The organism is Paraglaciecola sp., assembly GCF_030730205.1.
GTDB lineage: Bacteria > Pseudomonadota > Gammaproteobacteria > Enterobacterales > Alteromonadaceae > Paraglaciecola.
This window is the reverse complement of the sequence record NZ_JANQVQ010000093.1, coordinates 1-18,058: the sequence shown is the minus strand read 5'-3', so window position 1 is coordinate 18,058 and position 18,058 is coordinate 1. Positions and strand designations below refer to the sequence as shown.

The following is an 18,058-nucleotide window of genomic DNA, read 5'->3' as shown; positions in this document are numbered from 1 at the left end:
CATGCCCTGCGCGCTAAAATAATTCCATTAATACAAGCTTTTGAATTGTGAGACAGCCCTCTTTTAAGTATACTATTTGCCCGTCTGGGGCTGATTATTGAGGAGTAGCGGCATTACGCTGTACCTTGCCCCAAAAAAGTAAAAATCTTTTCAACTCCAACGCCTTAGGGTTCTCATGACAAATTATATTTTCGTCACAGGTGGTGTCGTTTCATCACTTGGAAAAGGTATTGCTGCTGCTTCATTGGCTGCAATTTTAGAAGCACGTGGCTTAAAAGTTACCATGCTTAAACTTGACCCCTATATTAATGTTGACCCAGGCACCATGAGTCCTATTCAACATGGTGAAGTATTTGTAACCGACGATGGCGCTGAAACCGACCTCGATTTAGGTCACTATGAACGTTTTATCCGTACCCGCATGACCAAACGCAATAACTTCACCACTGGTCGTGTGTATGAAGAAGTCATTAAACGCGAACGTCGTGGTGACTACTTAGGTGCTACCATCCAGGTTATCCCGCACATTACCAACGAAATTAAACGCCGCATTATTGCAGGTGCTGAAGGCGTAGATATTGCCATTGTTGAAATTGGCGGCACGGTAGGTGATATCGAATCACAACCTTTCTTAGAAGCGATTCGTCAATTAGGCACAGAAGTCGGTCGTGAACATGCGATGTATATGCATCTAACTTTGGTGCCTTATATGCCTGCGTCGGGTGAAGTAAAAACTAAACCCACTCAACACTCAGTGAAAGAACTGCGTTCAATCGGCATTCAGCCTGATATTTTGGTGTGCCGTTCAGTTAATGCCTTACCCTCTAACGAACGTTCAAAAATTGCCTTATTCACAAACGTTGCTGACAAAGCCGTTATCTCGCTAAAAGATGCGAGCAGCATTTACAAAATTCCAGCGGCGCTAAAAGCGCAAGGCATGGATGATTTGGTGGTGACCCGTTTTGGTTATGACTGCCCAGAAGCAGACCTTACAGAATGGGAGCAGGTATTATTTGCTGAATCTAACCCCATCGGTGAAGTCACCATTGGTATGGTAGGTAAATACGTTGAATTACCAGATGCTTATAAATCGGTGAATGAAGCTCTAAAACATGCGGGTTTAAAAAACCGTTTAGCGGTTAATATCAAACACATCGACTCACAAGATGTTGAAAGTAAAGGCGAGCAAATGCTGCAAGGCCTTGACGCCATCTTAGTCCCAGGTGGTTTTGGCGAACGCGGAATTGAAGGTAAAATTGCGACGGCTAAGTATGCTCGCGAAAATAACATTCCTTATCTTGGTATTTGTTTAGGTATGCAAGTAGCCCTGATTGAGTTTGCCCGCAATGTGGCCGGCATGGAAGAGGCAAACAGTACTGAATTCAACCCTGAAACGCCCTACCCGGTGGTTGGTTTAATTACTGAATGGCTTGAAGCCGATGGCAGCACAGAAGTACGTGACGAGTCGTCTAACCTAGGCGGCACGATGCGCTTAGGGAGTCAGTTGTGTCACTTAATTCCCGGCAGTAAAGTGCATGCCCTGTATGGTTCAAGCGAAATTTACGAACGTCACAGACACCGCTATGAAGTCAACAATAAATTGCGTGCTGAATTAGAAGCCAAAGGCTTGTTAGTGACAGGTTTATCAACCGACAAACGCTTGGTTGAGGTCATTGAATTAGCCGATCATCCTTGGTTTGTAGCGGGTCAGTTTCACCCAGAATTTAACTCTACTCCTCGAGACGGACATCCTTTGTTCGAAGGCTTTGTAAAAGCCGCTGGTGAGTATTTTAAACAAAATAATTAAAATAATATAAATAACAAGGGGTCTACTTCACCTACAAAGATTAGACTCATTTATCCAGACTATATAAGGTAATGTTAATGTCAAAGATCAGTAAGATTATTGGCCGTGAAATCATGGATTCTCGCGGTAACCCAACAGTAGAAGCAGATGTATATTTAGAATCAGGTGTAATGGGCCGTGCAGCAGCACCCTCTGGCGCATCTACCGGTTCCCGTGAAGCATTAGAACTACGTGATGGTGACAAAAGCCGTTATTTAGGTAAGGGCGTACTAAAAGCGGTAGCCGCGATTAACAATGACATCCAAGCCGCTCTAATTGGCCAAGTTGCTTACGAACAAGAAGCCATTGACCGTATCATGATTGCCTTAGATGGTACCGAAAACAAAGAAAAATTCGGCGCAAACGCTATTTTGGCAGTATCACTTGCTGTGGCTAAAGCGGCTGCCCTTGATAAAAAAATCCCGCTTTATCAACACATCTCAGAATTAAACGGTACAGCGGGCCAATATTCAATGCCAGTACCGATGATGAACATCATCAACGGTGGTGAGCATGCTGACAACAACGTTGATATCCAAGAATTTATGGTGCAGCCAGTTGGCGCCGCAAATTTCAAAGAAGCGCTGCGTATGGGTGCTGAAATCTTCCACAGCTTGAAAAAAGTATTAAGTGCCAAAGGCCTTAATACCGCTGTCGGTGATGAAGGTGGTTTTGCCCCTAACTTAAGCTCCAACGAAGAAGCCTTAACCGTTATCATTCAAGCCGTTGAAGCAGCTGGCTATGTGATGAACAAAGACGTTACCTTAGCGATGGACTGCGCCGCATCTGAATTTTATGTTGATGGTAAATACGATCTGAAAGGCGAAGGTAAAGTCTTCAGCTCTGAAGGTTTCAGTGATTATTTAGCTGAGCTAAGTGAAAAGTACCCCATCATTTCTATTGAAGATGGTTTAGACGAAAGTGATTGGGATGGCTGGGCTTACTTAACTAAAAAAGTGGGCAGCAAAATCCAATTAGTCGGTGATGATTTATTTGTTACTAATACCAAAATTCTTAAGCGTGGTATTGATAACGGCGTAGGTAACTCTATTCTGATCAAATTCAATCAAATCGGTTCGTTAACTGAAACGCTTGAAGCCATTCGAATGGCTAAAGACGCGGGTTTCACTGCGGTTATTTCACACCGTAGTGGTGAAACAGAAGACGCTACCATCGCTGATTTAGCGGTAGGTACTGCAGCGGGTCAAATCAAGACCGGTTCGTTGTGTCGTTCTGATCGCGTTGCTAAGTACAACCAATTACTTCGTATCGAAGAAGCCCTTGGTGGTGCAGTAAGCTATAACGGCCGTAAAGAAATTAAAGGTCAGTAATGAAAATTGTTGAGGTCAGGGCAATTAAGCACTGACCTCAACGGTTAAATTACAGTCTCGTTAACAACTTAAATGAACTCTGACTCCATCGATTTAGGTCGCCAAGTTAATATTTTTTCTGACGATCTGCGTCAGCTGCATTTTGCCGAGTTGTGTAACGCCCTTTATGAGCGAGAACTCAACCGTCTAAGCCAAAAAAACACCACCAACATCGGTTTACTGCAACGTGAAATTGGCGGATTAAAACATCACATTAAACGTGCCGCGTATAACTTATTGCAACACCAAGCCCCCCTTGACATCGATATACATAATGCCAGTTGGCAACACAAACAAGCGGCAAAATGTCCTGCAAAGCTACAAGAACAAGACAAAACGCTAGCGTGGTATAACCGCCCCTTTGAACTGGGTGTTTGCGCCGCCGTCTATGTTAATGAGCTCGGCGTTGAGCATATTGAACTTGATTCAATTGATCGTTTTGACCTTGAAGAAGCAAAATTGCATTTAAATAAGTTTGGCTGGTTTAACTTTTATGGCCAAGCCTTAGCTGATCAAAGCGATGCAAAGACAAGCAAAACCCAATTAATCAAACCCAGTAAATCCTGCCTTACCGCCGCCTGCTGTGGCCATAGCTGGAATCATAAAGGCCGCTCACAACCTCGTTTATTGACCTTACGAGAGTTAATGTTGTCTTTTTCAATAAACTGGCAAACCTTTAGATAGCGTTCTTAGCCTTATTATCTGAAAAATAAAATACCGCTAATACTGAACTAAATACTTAATAACTCGTCACAATCTGCGTATAATTTACTAACCAATTCGAGAGTTATTTACTTACCTTGTTATAACTCCAACAGCCTTATCTGAACTCAGTTATAAAATGGAATTTATATGTTTCAACATTATGTCATTACCCGTTTTAATTTACGTCAAAAAGACTGGCTTGCTTCAAAAAGCAATAACGAAGTATTAACTGATGAATGGATGGAAAATCGTTTAACCTTGTTCTCCCATTATTGTTTTCCTTCTTTACTCAAGCAAAGTACACAAAATTTCACTTGGCTAGTGTTTTTTGATATCACCACACCAGAAAAATATCGCTCTATCATCAGGCAACTGCAGCAACAATGCGCTAATTTCACCCCTGTATTTATTGATGGAATGGATGCGTTTTATGAACAATCTAAGCGAGAAATCAGACAAAGACTCAATAAACCTTTTGTTATTACTTCGCGTTTAGATAACGATGATAGTTTGCATCAAGACTACATTAAAGAAGTGCAAAGTCATTTCAAACAACAACGCTTTATGGCGATAGATTTTGTCGATGGGTATACCTTGCAGATTGAGCCACATGTTCGTTTTGCAAAACGCGCCCATACCCATAACCCTTTTTTGAGTTTAATTGAAAGCAGCATTGATTTTAAAACAGTGTGGTTTATTAATCGGCATGGCCAATGGAGCAAAATAAAACACGTTACCACAGTGCGGCACAAACCCATGTGGATGTCAGTGATACACAGAGAAAATAAGGTCAACGAATTTTTGGGATTTGGGCGGGTAGACTGGCATGAGATCGACAACTTTAATTTAGCGCATAGCGCGCAATGCAAATTAACATCGCAAAAAAAGGGGTTTGAAACGTGGAAATGGCGAAGTATTAAAAACGAGCTTAAAACCCATTGGAAAGTTAATACTCGCTTATTAAAACGCATGTTAACCGGCTCTTACTATTCCGGCAGTAAAATTTAGCTGGCGTAAGTAAAAGAAATAAAGGCTATATTTGCTTTGCAAGCAGTGATCATCGTTTGGCTTTATATCATTAAGTTATAAAGTTAAATCTGCTTTAGTATTGACCGGCTGGCCTTGAAAGGTTACAAATACCGCTCTTAGTTCAACCTTACATAAATGAAGAATCAATACGTCATGAAAACGTTATTTCTCTCTACTCTACTCCTTCTGGCAGCAAGACTGCACGGGTAGATTGTAAGCAAACTAAACAAGTTTACGTTTTACAAAACCCGTGCACAGCACGGGTTTTTTGTATCTGGGATTTTAAACAAATTGGCATAAGCCAAGTATTCAACATCAGCAATGGAGCAATAGGAGAAGGTATGTCAAACCAAGTCAAAATTTTCGACACAACCTTGCGGGACGGCGAACAAGCTTTACCCGCCAGTTTAGGCGTTAAAGAAAAACTGAAAATTGCTCTGGCGCTCGAACGTCTTGGCGTCGATATTATCGAAGCGGGTTTTCCCGTGTCGTCACCCGGCGACTTTCAATCGGTGCAAACCATCGCGCGTGAAATTAAAAATGCGACCGTGTGCGGTTTATCTCGCGCTTTAGACAAAGATATTGATGCTTGCGGCGAAGCGCTTAAAGTCGCTGACCATTTCCGTATTCATACCTTTATTGCTACCTCAGAAATTCACGTGGGTGCAAAATTACGCAAATCCCAAGATGAAGTAGTCGAAATGGCGGTACAAGCTGTTAAACGCGCGCGTCGTTATACCAATGATGTTGAATTTTCCTGTGAAGATGCTGGCCGAACTAATATCGATTACTTGTGCCGTATGGTAGAAGCCGCCATCAACGCTGGCGCAACGACGGTGAACATTCCTGACACCGTGGGGTATACCACCCCTACCGAGTTTGGCGGCATCATCAAAAACTTATTCAATCGCGTGCCAAATATCGATAAAGCGATCATATCGGTGCATTGTCACAATGATTTGGGTTTAGCTGTTGCTAACTCATTAGCCGCAGTTGAGCAAGGCGCACGTCAAGTTGAAGCCACCATTAACGGCTTGGGTGAACGCGCAGGTAACTGTTCATTAGAAGAAATCGCCATGATTTTGCAAACCCGTCAGGCCATGTTGGGCTTAACAACCAACATCCGCAGTCAGGAAATTTCACGCACCTCTAAGTTAGTCAGTAACTTGTGTAATATGCCCGTGCAAGCTAACAAAGCCATTGTTGGGGCAAACGCCTTTAGCCACTCGTCAGGCATTCACCAAGACGGTGTCTTAAAAGCGCAAAATACCTATGAGATCATGACACCAGAAAGTGTGGGTATTAACAAAAACAATTTAAATCTAACCTCACGTTCAGGCCGTCATGTTATTAAACATCGCCTTATGGAGTTAGGTTATAAAGAAAGCGATTTTGACCTTGAAAGCGTGTACGAAGCTTTCTTAAAATTAGCCGACAAAAAAGGCCAAGTGTTTGATTATGACTTAGAAGCGTTACTGTTTTTCAGCCAACAAAAACATGACCACGCCTATTACGAGCTAAAATATCTGCACGCCACTTCAGGTAAAGAGATAATTCCCAGTGCTACCGTCAGTTTATTGGTCGGTGATAAAGAAGTCACTGAAACGGCCATCGGTAATGGCCCCGTTGATGCCGCGTATAACGCCATCACTAAGGTCTTAGGGCATAATAAAATCGAGATTGTCGACTTTAAATTAGATTCTAAAGGTGAAGGTGCTAATGCACTTGCCCAAGTCAGTGTCATCGCTGAATACAATGGCCGTCGTTTTAATGGCATTGGTTTGGCCACTGACATCGTAGAGTCAGGGGTTAAAGCCTTGATTTACGTACTCAATAACACCCATTTGGCTGACCAAATTGATCAGCAAAAAAAACAAGTCAAGATAGCAGGGGTATAAAACAAGATGTCTGAATACAACATTGCAGTGTTAGCCGGTGATGGTATTGGTCCAGAAGTGATGACTGAAGCCAAAAAGGTATTGGCTGCGGTCAGTAACAAATTCAATTTACAGTTTCACTTACATGAATTCGATGTGGGTGGTATTGCCATCGACAACCACGGCCATGCTCTTCCTGATGCCACACTCAAAGGCTGTGAAGCCGCAGATGCTATTTTATTTGGCTCAATTGGCGGCCCCAAGTGGGATGCCCTGCCCTTAGAACAACGACCAGAGCGTGCAGCCCTACTTGCTTTGCGTGGTCATTTTGATTTATTCAGTAACTTACGCCCTGCCAAAATTTATCCAGGTCTTGAAGCGCTGTCTCCTTTACGCGCCGACATCGCCGCCAGCGGTTTTGATGTGCTCGTCATACGCGAACTCACCAGTGGCATTTATTTTGGGAAACCCAAAGGACTAGAAGGTGAAGGCGAAGAACAAAACGCCTTTGATACGATGCGTTATAGCCGTCGTGAAATTCGCCGAATTGCCATTAGCGCCTTTGAAGCTGCGCGTAAGCGTGGCAAAAAAGTCACCTCAGTTGATAAAGCAAACGTGTTAGTATGCAGCCGTTTGTGGCGTGAAGTGACCGAAGAAGTCGCCTTAGACTACCCAGATGTGACCCTTGAACATATCTACATCGACAACGCGACCATGCAATTATTGCGTTACCCCAATAGCTTTGACGTCATGCTGTGCTCTAACCTATTTGGCGATATTATTTCTGATGAATGCGCCATGATCACCGGTTCAATGGGTCTACTTCCCTCTGCCAGTATCAATGGTAAGGGCTTTGGCTTGTACGAGCCTGCTGGTGGTTCAGCGCCTGATATCGCGGGTAAAGGCATTGCCAATCCTATCGCACAAATTTTGTCAGCGGCCATGTTATTGCGCTTTAGTTTAAATGAAACCGCCGCCGCAGATGCCATTGATCAAGCCGTATTACAAACATTGGCAGACGGCATACTCACCGGCGAATTATTAGCCGCTGATCAGCGTCACTTGGCTAAGTCCACCAAAGAAGTTGGTGATTATATTGTCAGTTTATTAGCGTAAGTTGCGTTTTGAACGCTAAGACATTAAGCATTAAGTAAAGAGTAAATTAATATGGCAACAACCTTATACGATAAGATATGGCAAGCCCATATCATAGATTCTCAAGACGTTTCCGCCACCGGCGAAGAAGGCTTGATATATATCGACCGTCACCTAATTCATGAAGTGACGTCGCCGCAAGCCTTTGCCGGCCTTGAGGTAAAAGGACGTAAAGTCCGTTGCCCGCAGCGGACATTTGCCACCATGGATCACAGTATATCTACCCGTTCATTGGCAATTGATGCTTGCGGTCCTACTAATAAATTACAGCTTCAAACTTTGGCAGATAACTGCGCAAAACACGGCATTGAGTTATTCCCTGTGGGTCACCAAAAACAAGGGATTGTGCATGTTATGGGGCCCGAGTTAGGTTTGATCCAACCCGGTATGACGGTGGTCTGTGGTGATTCACATACAGCAACCCACGGTGCCTTTGGTGCCTTGGCTTTTGGTATCGGTACTTCACAAGTTGAGCACGTATTTGCCACACAAACCTTAAAACAAAGCAAAGCGAAAAGCATGAAAGTGCAAGTTAACGGCGCCCTGCCAATCGGTATAACTGCCAAAGACCTTATACTTGCGATTATTGGTAAAATTGGTCATGCAGGCGCAACGGGCTACGTAATAGAATACGCCGGTGAAGCCATCCAAGCCTTGAGCATGGAAGAACGTATGACGGTATGTAATATGAGTATTGAAGCGGGCGCAAAAGCCGGTTTAATTGCACCAGATCAAACCACCTTTGACTATGTGCAAAACCGTGAATACGCGCCTAAAGGTGACAACTGGGAACAGGCTGTTGCCTATTGGCAGAGTTTGAAATCTGATGACGATGCGGTATTTGATACCGTCGTTGTATTGGAAGCCAGAGACATCACCCCACAAGTAACGTGGGGCACAAACCCAGGCCAAGTCGTAGGCGTGAATCATCCTGTGCCTGCGCCAGAAGATTTTAGCGATCCTATCGACCAAGATTCAGCGCATAAAGCATTAAAATACATGGGCTTAACCCCTGGTCAAAAGTTATCAGAGTTAGCCGTTAATAACGTGTTTATAGGTTCATGCACCAATGGTCGAATAGAAGATATGCGCGCAGCTGCTGCGATTGCCAAACACGGCAAAGTGGCCAGCGGCGTAACGGCAATTGTGGTACCTGGCTCTGTGGCAGTGAAACAACAAGCCGAAGCAGAACAACTTGACAAAATATTTATCGAAGCAGGTTTTGAGTGGCGCTTACCGGGTTGTTCAATGTGTTTGGGTATGAATGATGACATTTTACAAGCCGGAGATCGCTGTGCGTCAACCAGCAACCGTAACTTTGAAGGCCGTCAAGGGCGTGGGGCTCGCACACACTTAGTTAGCCCTGCGATGGCAGCTGCTGCTGCATTAGCGGGTCATTTCGCTGATGTACGCGACTACCAATAGTTTAGGAATTATTATGCAAACACAAACAACAGATGCCGGTATTAACATACACAGTGGCCGTGTCGCACCATTAAATCAGGCTAACGTCGATACAGACCAAATCATCCCAAAACAATTTTTAACGGCGGTTACGCGCAGTGGTTATGGCAAACACTTGTTTCATGATTGGCGTTATTTAGATGAGCACGAACAAGTATTAAATCCTGATTTCGCCTTGAATAAACCAGAGCATCAAGGCGCCAGTATTTTATTGACTCGTGAAAACTTTGGTTGTGGCTCCAGTCGTGAACACGCGCCTTGGTCATTAGACGATTATGGTTTTAAAGTGATTATCGCCACCAGCTTTGCTGACATTTTTTATGGCAATTGCATTAACAACCAATTGCTGCCGGTGCAATTAGCCAGCAACGAAATTGACCAACTTTTTGCTGCGGTACAAAGTGATGCCAACGCACAAGTGACGGTCAACTTGCAAGAGCAAAGTGTCAAAGTCAACAACCTGAGTTTTCACTTTGATATCGCTGAGCAACATAAAACCAGTTTATTGAAAGGCTTAGATGCCATAGGGCTTACGTTAGAGCTAAATGACAAGATTACCGCCTTTGAAAACAGTCGACCCAATTGGCAGCAAAGCTGAGTCAAACTGACCTACTGGTGTTTTATTAAAACGACCCTAGGGTCGTTTTTTATTGCCTTTAATAAATAAGAGTCAACAACAATGCATACCGAGCAAGCACGACATTCTTTTGTATCGGCATTATTACTGGCTTTTGCGGGTACTTTTTTATTTTCGATGAAACCGATCTTGGTAAAACAAGTGTATTTATTAGGCATCGACAGTAATCAACTTATCACCTTGCGAATGCTTTTTGCTGCGCCTATTTATTTGGCAGTAGGCGCGATGTTGTGGCGCAAAAATCCGCAACTGCAACCGGCCTACAAAAGCAACGCAGCAATGATTTTAGTGTTAGGGGTACTGGGTTATTATGTGGCCAGTTTTCTTGACCTATGGGCCTTGCAATACATCAGCGCACAATTAGAGCGGGTGGTGCTGTTTTGCTTCCCTACCCTCGTTGTGTTGTTATCTCGCTGGGTATTTAACACTGCATTGCCTCGTCATATTTGGGGTATATTAGCGCTTTCTTATGCCGGTATTTTGCTGATTTTTGCCCACGACATGGTGACTTTTGGCAATGAAGTCCTTTTTGGTACCACCTTGGTCTTCATCAGCGCCGTGAGTTTTGCAATTTACACCTTGTGGAGCAAACCTCTAATTGGCAAGGTCGGCAGTTTAATGTTTACCTGCATCGCCATGATATCGGCCAGTCTGTTTATTTTATTTCACTTTGCGCTCAGCCACTCATTTGAAGATCTGCAAGTGGGCAACGATGCACTATTACTGTGTGCTGCAATTGCATTATTTGCTACTGTCATTCCTTCGTTTTTGGTGGCAGAAGCCATTAACCGTATGGGGCCTGAGCGCACTAGCGTGGTAGGCACCTGTGGTCCGGTGATCACCTCTATTGTTGCGGTGCTGTGGTTAGACGAATCTTTCACCTATTACCATCTTGCGGGCTTAAGTTTGGTGATGTTGGCGGTATGGTTAATGATTAAGAAACCTTAGAACGCTAGCTTCAATCACATTTTTTGGTCGATATAAAATGAATCACTGGATATTTACCGGCCATGGGATTAGGGTAATAAGACACGGTAGCAAGGTAGCGTTTTCAGTCACTTTTTGTACACCAAAGACTGACTTGTCTGTATTTGCGCTCAACACATGCTTACTTCGTTTTAAGGACATCCTTCACTACAAGGGTAAATACGATGCACAAAGGTATCATCATCAGCTTAGCGCTTATCACCGGTGTAGGTTTGTTTGGCATTTATGCCTGGCATTCACCTATTGAGCCAATTAACCCTCAGCAAAACTCGGCGTTTACGCCACAGGAAATTGCCCTCGGTAAAACCTTAGCCTCGGCAGGCTATTGTGGTACGTGTCATACCGCCCCTGACGGCCAGCAATACGCTGGCAATTACCAAATGCATACTGAGTTTGGCACGATATATACAAGTAACATTACCCCCGATGAAAAAACCGGTATTGGCTCATGGTCTTTAAAAGCCTTTGAGCGAGCCATGCGAAGTGGTGTCAGCCGTGATGGACATCATTTGTTACCTGCCTTTCCTTACGAGCATTTTAATAAGATGAGCGCTGAAGATATTAAGGCTATTTATGCCTACATCATGACGTCTATTCCAGCAGTAAACCAAGTAAAAGAGGAAAATGGTATTCCGTTTCCCTTGAATATTCGCTGGTTACAAGCGGGTTGGAAATTATTATTTGCCGATACCTCTGAATTTGCCAAGCAAAGTGATAAGTCTGAAGATTGGAATCGCGGTGCCTATTTGTCTGAAGGCCTAGCGCATTGCGGAGCATGCCATACACCGCGCAACGCAGTTGGCGCTGAAGATTATGACAACATGTACGCCGGTGCAGCGATAGACGGCTGGTATGCGCCATCTTTAACTGCAAGTAATCCCGCCCCCTTACCGTGGCGGGCAGAAGATTTTTATGAATATTTAAGTACGGGCAACTCTACTTACCATGACAGTGCAGGTGGCCCCATGGCGCCGGTTGTTCACGCTGGATTATCAGCATTAAGCAGTGACGATCTTATGGCTATTAGCCTCTATTTTGCGGATAAAGCAGGCAGTGGTGAGCAAAACATCGAGAACAACGAGGCATTATTAAGTGCCATTAATGCGCAACAAGCCCTTCCCGATTTGCGTTTAGATAAGGGGGCTAACCTCTATGCCGCCGCTTGCCAATCCTGCCATTATAGTGGTCAAGATATGGTAAAAGGTCGACCTTTACTGGCTCTTGGCTCTTCGCTGCATTTGGATGAACCAACCAATTTAATCAATGTTATTTTAGACGGCTTTCGCGCAGACCAAGGTATTCATGGCGTTGTAATGCCCGCGTTTAGACAAGCCTTTACTGATGAAGACATTGCAACTATCGCGGCTTATTTGCGTCAATCAGCAGGCGAAAAAGCTTGGCCCAATCTTATCAGTAAAGTGGGGGAAGTCAGACGTCAGCCCCAATTTGCTCACTAATTCGCAAGGAAACTCAAGATGGCAACATTTAATCTAAACGGTAAAACAGTTACGGCAGACGTAGAAAGCGACACGCCGCTATTGTGGGTTATTCGCGATGAATTAGGCTTTACCGGCACTAAATTTGGCTGTGGTATAGGCACTTGTGGGGCCTGCACTGTGCATGTGGGTGGGAGAGCAACTCGCTCATGTATCACCCCTGTCGTCGCGGTAGAAGGGGCAAACATCACTACTATCGAAGGTTTATCAGTAGATGGCGACCATCCAGTGCAAGTCGCTTGGCAAGCGCTGCAAGTGCCACAATGTGGCTACTGTCAATCTGGACAAATCATGCAGGCGGCCTCATTGCTCAAGGATATCCCAAACCCGACTGATGCTGAAATTGATGCTGTTATGAGTGGAAATCTATGTCGCTGCATGACTTATGTGCGCATTCGTCAAGCCATACACGATGCCGCTGCCGCGACCACTCAGGCAGAGAAGGAGAATAACAATGCGTAAATTAGGTAACACACATACCGGCGCAACTGGCGTGACTCGCCGTGGATTCTTAATTGGTATGACAGCCGCGGGCGTGAGTTTTGGTTTTCCACGTACTTGGGCCGCTATGGATCCAGCAACTCCAAACGGTGCAGTGCTACCGGATGCCGCCCAAGTGTATGAGCCTTCGTTATGGTATTCCATCGATAGCGCCGGAAAAATTAAAGTAAACATCATTCGAGCTGAAATGGGTCAGCACGTAGGTACCTCTATTGCCCGTATATTGGCAGAGGAGCTGGAAGCCGATTGGCAAGACATTGAAATCATTCACGTAGACAGCAATGAAAAGTGGGGGCTCATGGTCACAGGCGGCAGTTGGTCTGTGTCGCAAAGCTGGTCAGTGTACCGTCAAGCGGGTGCGGCAGGTAAAACCGCCTTACTCGAAGCCGCCGCCAAACAATGGAACGTATCACCGAGTAAGTGTCAGGCCATTAAAGGCAAGATAGTTTATGGGAATAACACTCTGAGTTATGGCGAGTTAGTCGCCAAAGGATTAAGCCGCCAATTTAGCGAGGATGAGCTTAAAGCCTTACCTTTAAAAGCGAATAAAGACCTAAGCCTTGTGGGACATCACGTCACCTCCTTAGATATTGTTAACAAAACCAATGGTAATGCCCTATTTGGTATCGATGCGAAGATCGAAGGCATGGTTTACGCCTGCCCTATCTTACCGCCGACTCGTAATGGCTCATCAGTTGCTAGCATCGATGACAGCGCAGCCAAGTCAATTAAAGGCTATCAACAAACACTCGCTCTTGACGATCCGAGTGAGACCGCACCCGGTTGGGTCATGGTTATCGCTTCCAGTTTTTACGCTGCCCAAAAGGCGGCTAAAAAAGTTAAAGTAACATGGCAAGCTGGTGCAGCGGCTTCTGTGTCAGAAGCAGACTTTATGGCCGAGGGAAGAAAATTAATTCAAGACCCCAAACAAGGCGCTATTTTAGACACGGGCAGTCACGACACCGACACAGCCTTTACCCAAGCAGCGTCAAGCCTTGAGCAAGAATACCTTACCCATACTGTGTTACATGCGCAAATGGAGCCCTTAAACGCCTTAGCCTTTTTAAATAGCGATAAGATCTGGGAAGTGCATTCAGGTTGTCAATGGCAATCACTGACCTTGCCTTCGCTCGCTGCAGCGCTTGGCGTCACCGAAAAAGATATTATTATTCGCAGCTATTTACTTGGCGGTGGTTTTGGTCGTCGATTAAACGGCGATTATACCGTACCTGCTGCGTTAGCATCTAAAGCCTTAGGCGGCAAACCGGTTAAAATGGTATTAATGCGCCCAGAAGACTTACAATTTGACAGCCCCCGTTCGTCCTCCGTTCAGCTTCTAAAAATGGCGTTTGACCAAGACAAAAAAGTCAGCGCCATGGAGCATCATGCAGCAGCAGGTTGGCCCACTAAAGTGATGGTGCCGGTATTTATGCCCAAAGGCACTAATGGCGAGTCGTATGATCCCTTTTCAATCTCTGGCGCCGATCATTGGTACAGTGTGGGAGCGCAAAAAGTACGAGCTATCTCAAACGAGCTAGCTAATTCATCCTTTAGACCAGGTTGGCTACGCTCAGTAGGCCCGGGGTGGACGGGCTGGGCTGTGGAAAGCTTTATGGATGAAGCCGCTCATCATGTGGGCGCTGATCCTCTGACTTTTCGCCTAGATCATCTTATTGCTGAAGGGCGCAATGCAGGCGTTGAGCCTATATCAATCGGTGGAGCAGCGCGCCAAGCGGCCGTCTTGAAAAAAGCTGCTGCCATGATTGGTTGGGGTCAAGCCCAAGCGCCCGATACCGGTTTAGGGATTGCCTCTACTTTTGGCCAAGAACGCGACATGCCAACGTGGGTGGCGGTTGCTGTTCAAGTGCATGTCAATAAAAGCAATGGCTTGGTGACTGTGCAAAAACTGCATGTTGCGGTTGACGCTGGCATCATCGTGGATCCAGACGGAGCCGAAGCACAATGTCAAGGTGCGGCCTTGTGGGGCTTATCTATGGCATTGTACGAAGGAACCGAGTTTGTAAACGGTAAAATCAAAGACGCCAACTTTGATACCTATACGCCACTACGCCTGAGTCAAACACCTGAGGTTAAGGTCGAGTTTATCCCCAGCACAGCGGCACCAGCAGGTTTGGGTGAGCCAGCCACAACACCAGTGGCTCCCGCTATCGCCAATGCGATATTTAATGCTGTGGGAGTGCGCTTACGCTCTCTACCGATGACACCTAATGATGTGAAAGCCGCGCTGGCCAAAGCCTAGTTTTCTTTACTCAACCCGCTCTTGTAGCGGGTTTTATTAGGCACTTAAAAGATCAGACTTAACACGCACGCTAAAATAAAGGCAATGGTACCCAAGAGTGTTTCCATCACCGTCCATGTTTTTAGCGTGGTGCTTTCATCCATGTTAAATAAACGGCTAACCAACCAAAACCCTGAATCATTAAAATGCGATAACACCGTTGCGCCACCCGCAATGGCAATCACGATAAAACAAAGATCTAAGGATGATAAACCCGTGCTGGCCGCCACCATCGGTGAAATAAGTGCCGCCGCGGTGGTTAATGCAACCGTTGCTGACCCCTGAGCCACCCGCAAACAAGCTGAAATAACAAAAGCTGCAACAATTACCGGCAAGCCGATATCACTTAACAAGGTGGTTAATGCCTCGCCAATGCCACTGGCCCGCAGTACACCACCAAACATGCCTCCCGCACCCGTGACTAAAATAATGCCGCAAATAGGCGCTAAGGATTCACCGCACCAAGATTCCATTTGTTTCATACCAAAGCGTTTATGAAATAGCCATAAGCACAACATCAAGGTGATCAGCAAGGCCACAGGGGTTTTACCAATAAGACGTAAAAAATCAATCCAACCAGAGTTTGATTCGATAAGACCAGCTGATAACAAGGTGTTCAAGCCTGTGTCCAAAAATATAAGTAACACGGGTAACAGCAAGATCATAATAACGCTGGAAAATGCTGGCAAGGGGTGAGCGCTCTCATGCACACTTGGCGCAAACAAACGATTATCAAGTTCAACCAAGAATTTTTTACCCGCATAGAGGGCAAAAAGATAGGCCCCAACATACCAAGTGGGAATAGCAATAAGTAGCCCAACCATCAATAACAAGCCGATGTCAGCCCCTAAAAAATCAGCGGCAGCAACAGGACCTGGATGAGGCGGCACAAAAGCATGCATCACTGCAAATGCGCCAGCCGCAGGGAGAGCATAAAGTAACAAAGAGCCGCCAAAGCGCCGCGCAACACTAAAGATAATGGGCATCATCACAATTAGCCCCGCGTCAAAAAAGATCGGAAAACCAAAACACAAAGACGCAACACCTAAGGCCAATGGCGCTTTAGATGGGCCAAATAAACTGACTAATCTTTCTGCTAGTACTTGCGCACCACCTGACACTTCAAGCAATTTACCAATCATCGCGCCAAGTCCCACCAACAGTGCCACTGAAGCAAGGGTGCCACCAAAACTCGACAGTAAAGTGGGCACAATGGCATCTAAGGCAATACCCGAGGCTGCAGCGGTCACTAAACTAACGACACAAAGTGCCACAAATGCATGTACTTTTACAAAGACAATAAGCCACAACAAGGCCGCTACGGCACCCAGTGCAACCAGTAGTAAATAACTTGACTCAGTCAAAATGACACTGGTATCCATACTATTTTTACCACCTGAAAATTGTTACTGTTTTGTTAAACAAAAGATTGAATACACATCAGAACAACAATGCTAGTTTTATTTTTAGTAATCAAGTTTTGAAATTACGCTGAATCAATTAGGATAGGGTTCGCGGCCAAGCAACACGAAAATCAAATGAATAGGGTTATGCCAATGAAACGTCTATTTCTCACTATTTTTACCCTTGTTAACCTGTGTTTTTGCTTCCCTATATGGGCAAATGCAGACATGAAAAACACCCTAACATTCCAAGCGGAACAGGGCTCTCCTCGGGCCAAAATAAGCGATGTGAAGTGGTTAGAAGGATACTGGAAAGGTCAAATTTGGGGAGGCCAAGCAGAAGAGCTGTGGTCAGGCCCTTTAGCAGGTAGCATGATGGCAAGTTTTAAATTTGCAGCGGATAACGAAGTGAACTTTTATGAAATCATCACTTTGTTTGAACAAGACGAGACCCTCGTCTTACGCCTAAAACATTTTTCAGCCGAGCTAAAAGGTTGGGAAGACAAAGACCAATACATGGAATTTAAATTAGTTAAATTGGCCGATAATAGCGCGTATTTTGACGGTTACACCTATCGATTGGTCAGCCCCAATGAATTGCATGTTTTTGTGGTCATGGAAGAAAATGGCGAGTTACACGAAACCAAGTTTGTCTTTACCCGTAAGTTACTTTAGGTTTATCAATTTGCTATTCACAATGCCTATGCTGTAAGTTGCCTAAAGCCAAAATATAAATCACGTTTACAAGGATGGTCTTATGACAAGCAGAAACTTGTTAATCCAACTGCTAGTTCTTTTTACCCTGTCAGGTTGTGCGGGATTCTCAGACCGCGCGCAAGAGCAAGCGAGTTCAGCCACCATTGTTAATTTTAAAGCAGACAGTGACAAAGGCACCTCAGTCGCCCAACTCATGTGTTTTAAACGCCATCTTGCTCCTTACATCGAGATCGACCGAAATGTACCGCCTGCAGAGCATGAGATTTTTATTAGAGTCGTAGATTATGCCTATATGCTCCCTGCCCTTCGCGATCGCACCGAGTGGGGAGGTAACATTAAAAAAGGCAGTTATTTAATGCTGAATGCGACGTTAACGGCTGGCCAAACAGTGACGATTCAGCGCCGAGATAAAGATCGTAGGAGTTATGTATGGCTCCAAGATAAGGTTACAGGCCAAGCAGTGTCGGCAGTAAAATTTACCACATTAAAACGCCAATTTAATATCAACAGCGATTACCTTGATAGAGAATGCGCCAAAGGCACAGTGTGAACAGCAAAGGTTGCCGCGAAGC

Annotated in this window: 15 protein-coding genes; 14 read left to right on the top strand and 1 reads right to left on the bottom strand. The window is 44.9% G+C overall.

What is annotated here, in order from left to right:
* Positions 1-175: 175 nt before the first annotated feature.
* The 12 genes from NWQ57_RS07800 (at position 176) to NWQ57_RS07745 (ending at position 15,327) form a co-directional block, all read left to right on the top strand.
* Positions 176-1,807, top strand: a complete 1,632-nt coding sequence (locus NWQ57_RS07800; RefSeq protein ID WP_306021582.1) for a CTP synthase — start codon at positions 176-178, stop codon at positions 1,805-1,807.
* Positions 1,808-1,884: 77 nt separating this feature from the next.
* Positions 1,885-3,177 (top strand): phosphopyruvate hydratase, encoded by a 1,293-nt coding sequence (gene eno, locus NWQ57_RS07795; RefSeq protein WP_306021581.1) that lies wholly within the window; start codon positions 1,885-1,887, stop codon positions 3,175-3,177.
* Positions 3,178-3,249: 72 nt separating this feature from the next.
* The gene (locus NWQ57_RS07790; RefSeq protein ID WP_306021580.1) at positions 3,250-3,900 is read left to right on the top strand and encodes a hypothetical protein; all 651 of its coding nucleotides are present in this window, start codon (positions 3,250-3,252) and stop codon (positions 3,898-3,900) included.
* A 168-nt stretch (positions 3,901-4,068) separates the two neighbouring features.
* Positions 4,069-4,929 carry a glycosyltransferase gene (locus NWQ57_RS07785; protein WP_306021579.1) on the top strand — a complete coding sequence of 287 codons (861 nt, stop codon included), beginning with the start codon at positions 4,069-4,071 and terminating at the stop codon, positions 4,927-4,929.
* 362 nt (positions 4,930-5,291) lie between these two features.
* Positions 5,292-6,848: a 2-isopropylmalate synthase gene (gene leuA, locus NWQ57_RS07780; protein WP_306021578.1), complete on the top strand. Its 1,557-nt coding sequence runs from the start codon at positions 5,292-5,294 to the stop codon at positions 6,846-6,848.
* A gap of 6 nt (positions 6,849-6,854) precedes the next feature.
* Positions 6,855-7,943, top strand: a complete 1,089-nt coding sequence (gene leuB, locus NWQ57_RS07775) for a 3-isopropylmalate dehydrogenase (protein ID WP_306021577.1) — start codon at positions 6,855-6,857, stop codon at positions 7,941-7,943.
* Between the two features lie 51 nt (positions 7,944-7,994).
* A complete protein-coding gene (leuC, locus tag NWQ57_RS07770; protein ID WP_306021576.1) occupies positions 7,995-9,407 on the top strand; it encodes a 3-isopropylmalate dehydratase large subunit in 1,413 nt (470 codons plus the stop codon).
* A gap of 13 nt (positions 9,408-9,420) precedes the next feature.
* Positions 9,421-10,044 (top strand): 3-isopropylmalate dehydratase small subunit, encoded by a 624-nt coding sequence (gene leuD / locus NWQ57_RS07765; RefSeq protein ID WP_306021575.1) that lies wholly within the window; start codon positions 9,421-9,423, stop codon positions 10,042-10,044.
* An 81-nt stretch (positions 10,045-10,125) separates the two neighbouring features.
* Positions 10,126-11,031, top strand: a complete 906-nt coding sequence (locus tag NWQ57_RS07760; protein WP_306021574.1) for a DMT family transporter — start codon at positions 10,126-10,128, stop codon at positions 11,029-11,031.
* A gap of 203 nt (positions 11,032-11,234) precedes the next feature.
* The gene (locus NWQ57_RS07755) at positions 11,235-12,527 is read left to right on the top strand and encodes a cytochrome c (protein WP_306021573.1); all 1,293 of its coding nucleotides are present in this window, start codon (positions 11,235-11,237) and stop codon (positions 12,525-12,527) included.
* A gap of 18 nt (positions 12,528-12,545) precedes the next feature.
* A complete protein-coding gene (locus tag NWQ57_RS07750) occupies positions 12,546-13,028 on the top strand; it encodes a (2Fe-2S)-binding protein (RefSeq protein WP_306021572.1) in 483 nt (160 codons plus the stop codon).
* A complete protein-coding gene (locus NWQ57_RS07745) occupies positions 13,021-15,327 on the top strand; it encodes a molybdopterin cofactor-binding domain-containing protein (protein WP_306021571.1) in 2,307 nt (768 codons plus the stop codon). The genes NWQ57_RS07750 and NWQ57_RS07745 overlap by 8 nt, the downstream gene beginning before the upstream one ends.
* A 44-nt stretch (positions 15,328-15,371) precedes the next feature.
* On the opposite strand, the gene NWQ57_RS07740 is transcribed toward NWQ57_RS07745, so the two are convergent.
* Positions 15,372-16,748 (bottom strand): GntP family permease, encoded by a 1,377-nt coding sequence (locus NWQ57_RS07740; RefSeq protein WP_306021570.1) that lies wholly within the window; start codon positions 16,746-16,748, stop codon positions 15,372-15,374.
* A gap of 174 nt (positions 16,749-16,922) precedes the next feature.
* Between NWQ57_RS07740 and NWQ57_RS07735 the strand changes: the two genes are divergently transcribed.
* Together NWQ57_RS07735 and NWQ57_RS07730 are read left to right on the top strand one after the other, a co-directional pair.
* The gene (locus tag NWQ57_RS07735) at positions 16,923-17,444 is read left to right on the top strand and encodes a DUF6265 family protein (RefSeq protein WP_306021569.1); all 522 of its coding nucleotides are present in this window, start codon (positions 16,923-16,925) and stop codon (positions 17,442-17,444) included.
* 82 nt (positions 17,445-17,526) lie between these two features.
* Positions 17,527-18,036, top strand: coding sequence for a hypothetical protein (locus NWQ57_RS07730; protein ID WP_306021568.1), 510 nt, complete (start codon positions 17,527-17,529; stop codon positions 18,034-18,036).
* The last annotated feature ends 22 nt before the right edge of the window (positions 18,037-18,058 follow it).

Excerpts from the sequence above, each read along its gene's own strand:
- NWQ57_RS07800 (WP_306021582.1), top strand. The coding sequence starts at position 176 with ATGACAAATTATATTTTCGTCACAGGTGGTGTCGTTTCATCACTTGGA.
- eno (WP_306021581.1), top strand. The coding sequence starts at position 1,885 with ATGTCAAAGATCAGTAAGATTATTGGCCGTGAAATCATGGATTCTCGC.
- NWQ57_RS07790 (WP_306021580.1), top strand. The coding sequence starts at position 3,250 with ATGAACTCTGACTCCATCGATTTAGGTCGCCAAGTTAATATTTTTTCT.
- NWQ57_RS07785 (WP_306021579.1), top strand. The coding sequence starts at position 4,069 with ATGTTTCAACATTATGTCATTACCCGTTTTAATTTACGTCAAAAAGAC.
- leuA (WP_306021578.1), top strand. The coding sequence starts at position 5,292 with ATGTCAAACCAAGTCAAAATTTTCGACACAACCTTGCGGGACGGCGAA.
- leuB (WP_306021577.1), top strand. The coding sequence starts at position 6,855 with ATGTCTGAATACAACATTGCAGTGTTAGCCGGTGATGGTATTGGTCCA.
- leuC (WP_306021576.1), top strand. The coding sequence starts at position 7,995 with ATGGCAACAACCTTATACGATAAGATATGGCAAGCCCATATCATAGAT.
- leuD (WP_306021575.1), top strand. The coding sequence starts at position 9,421 with ATGCAAACACAAACAACAGATGCCGGTATTAACATACACAGTGGCCGT.
- NWQ57_RS07760 (WP_306021574.1), top strand. The coding sequence starts at position 10,126 with ATGCATACCGAGCAAGCACGACATTCTTTTGTATCGGCATTATTACTG.
- NWQ57_RS07755 (WP_306021573.1), top strand. The coding sequence starts at position 11,235 with ATGCACAAAGGTATCATCATCAGCTTAGCGCTTATCACCGGTGTAGGT.
- NWQ57_RS07750 (WP_306021572.1), top strand. The coding sequence starts at position 12,546 with ATGGCAACATTTAATCTAAACGGTAAAACAGTTACGGCAGACGTAGAA.
- NWQ57_RS07745 (WP_306021571.1), top strand. The coding sequence starts at position 13,021 with ATGCGTAAATTAGGTAACACACATACCGGCGCAACTGGCGTGACTCGC.
- NWQ57_RS07740 (WP_306021570.1), bottom strand. The coding sequence starts at position 16,748 with ATGGATACCAGTGTCATTTTGACTGAGTCAAGTTATTTACTACTGGTT.
- NWQ57_RS07735 (WP_306021569.1), top strand. The coding sequence starts at position 16,923 with ATGAAACGTCTATTTCTCACTATTTTTACCCTTGTTAACCTGTGTTTT.
- NWQ57_RS07730 (WP_306021568.1), top strand. The coding sequence starts at position 17,527 with ATGACAAGCAGAAACTTGTTAATCCAACTGCTAGTTCTTTTTACCCTG.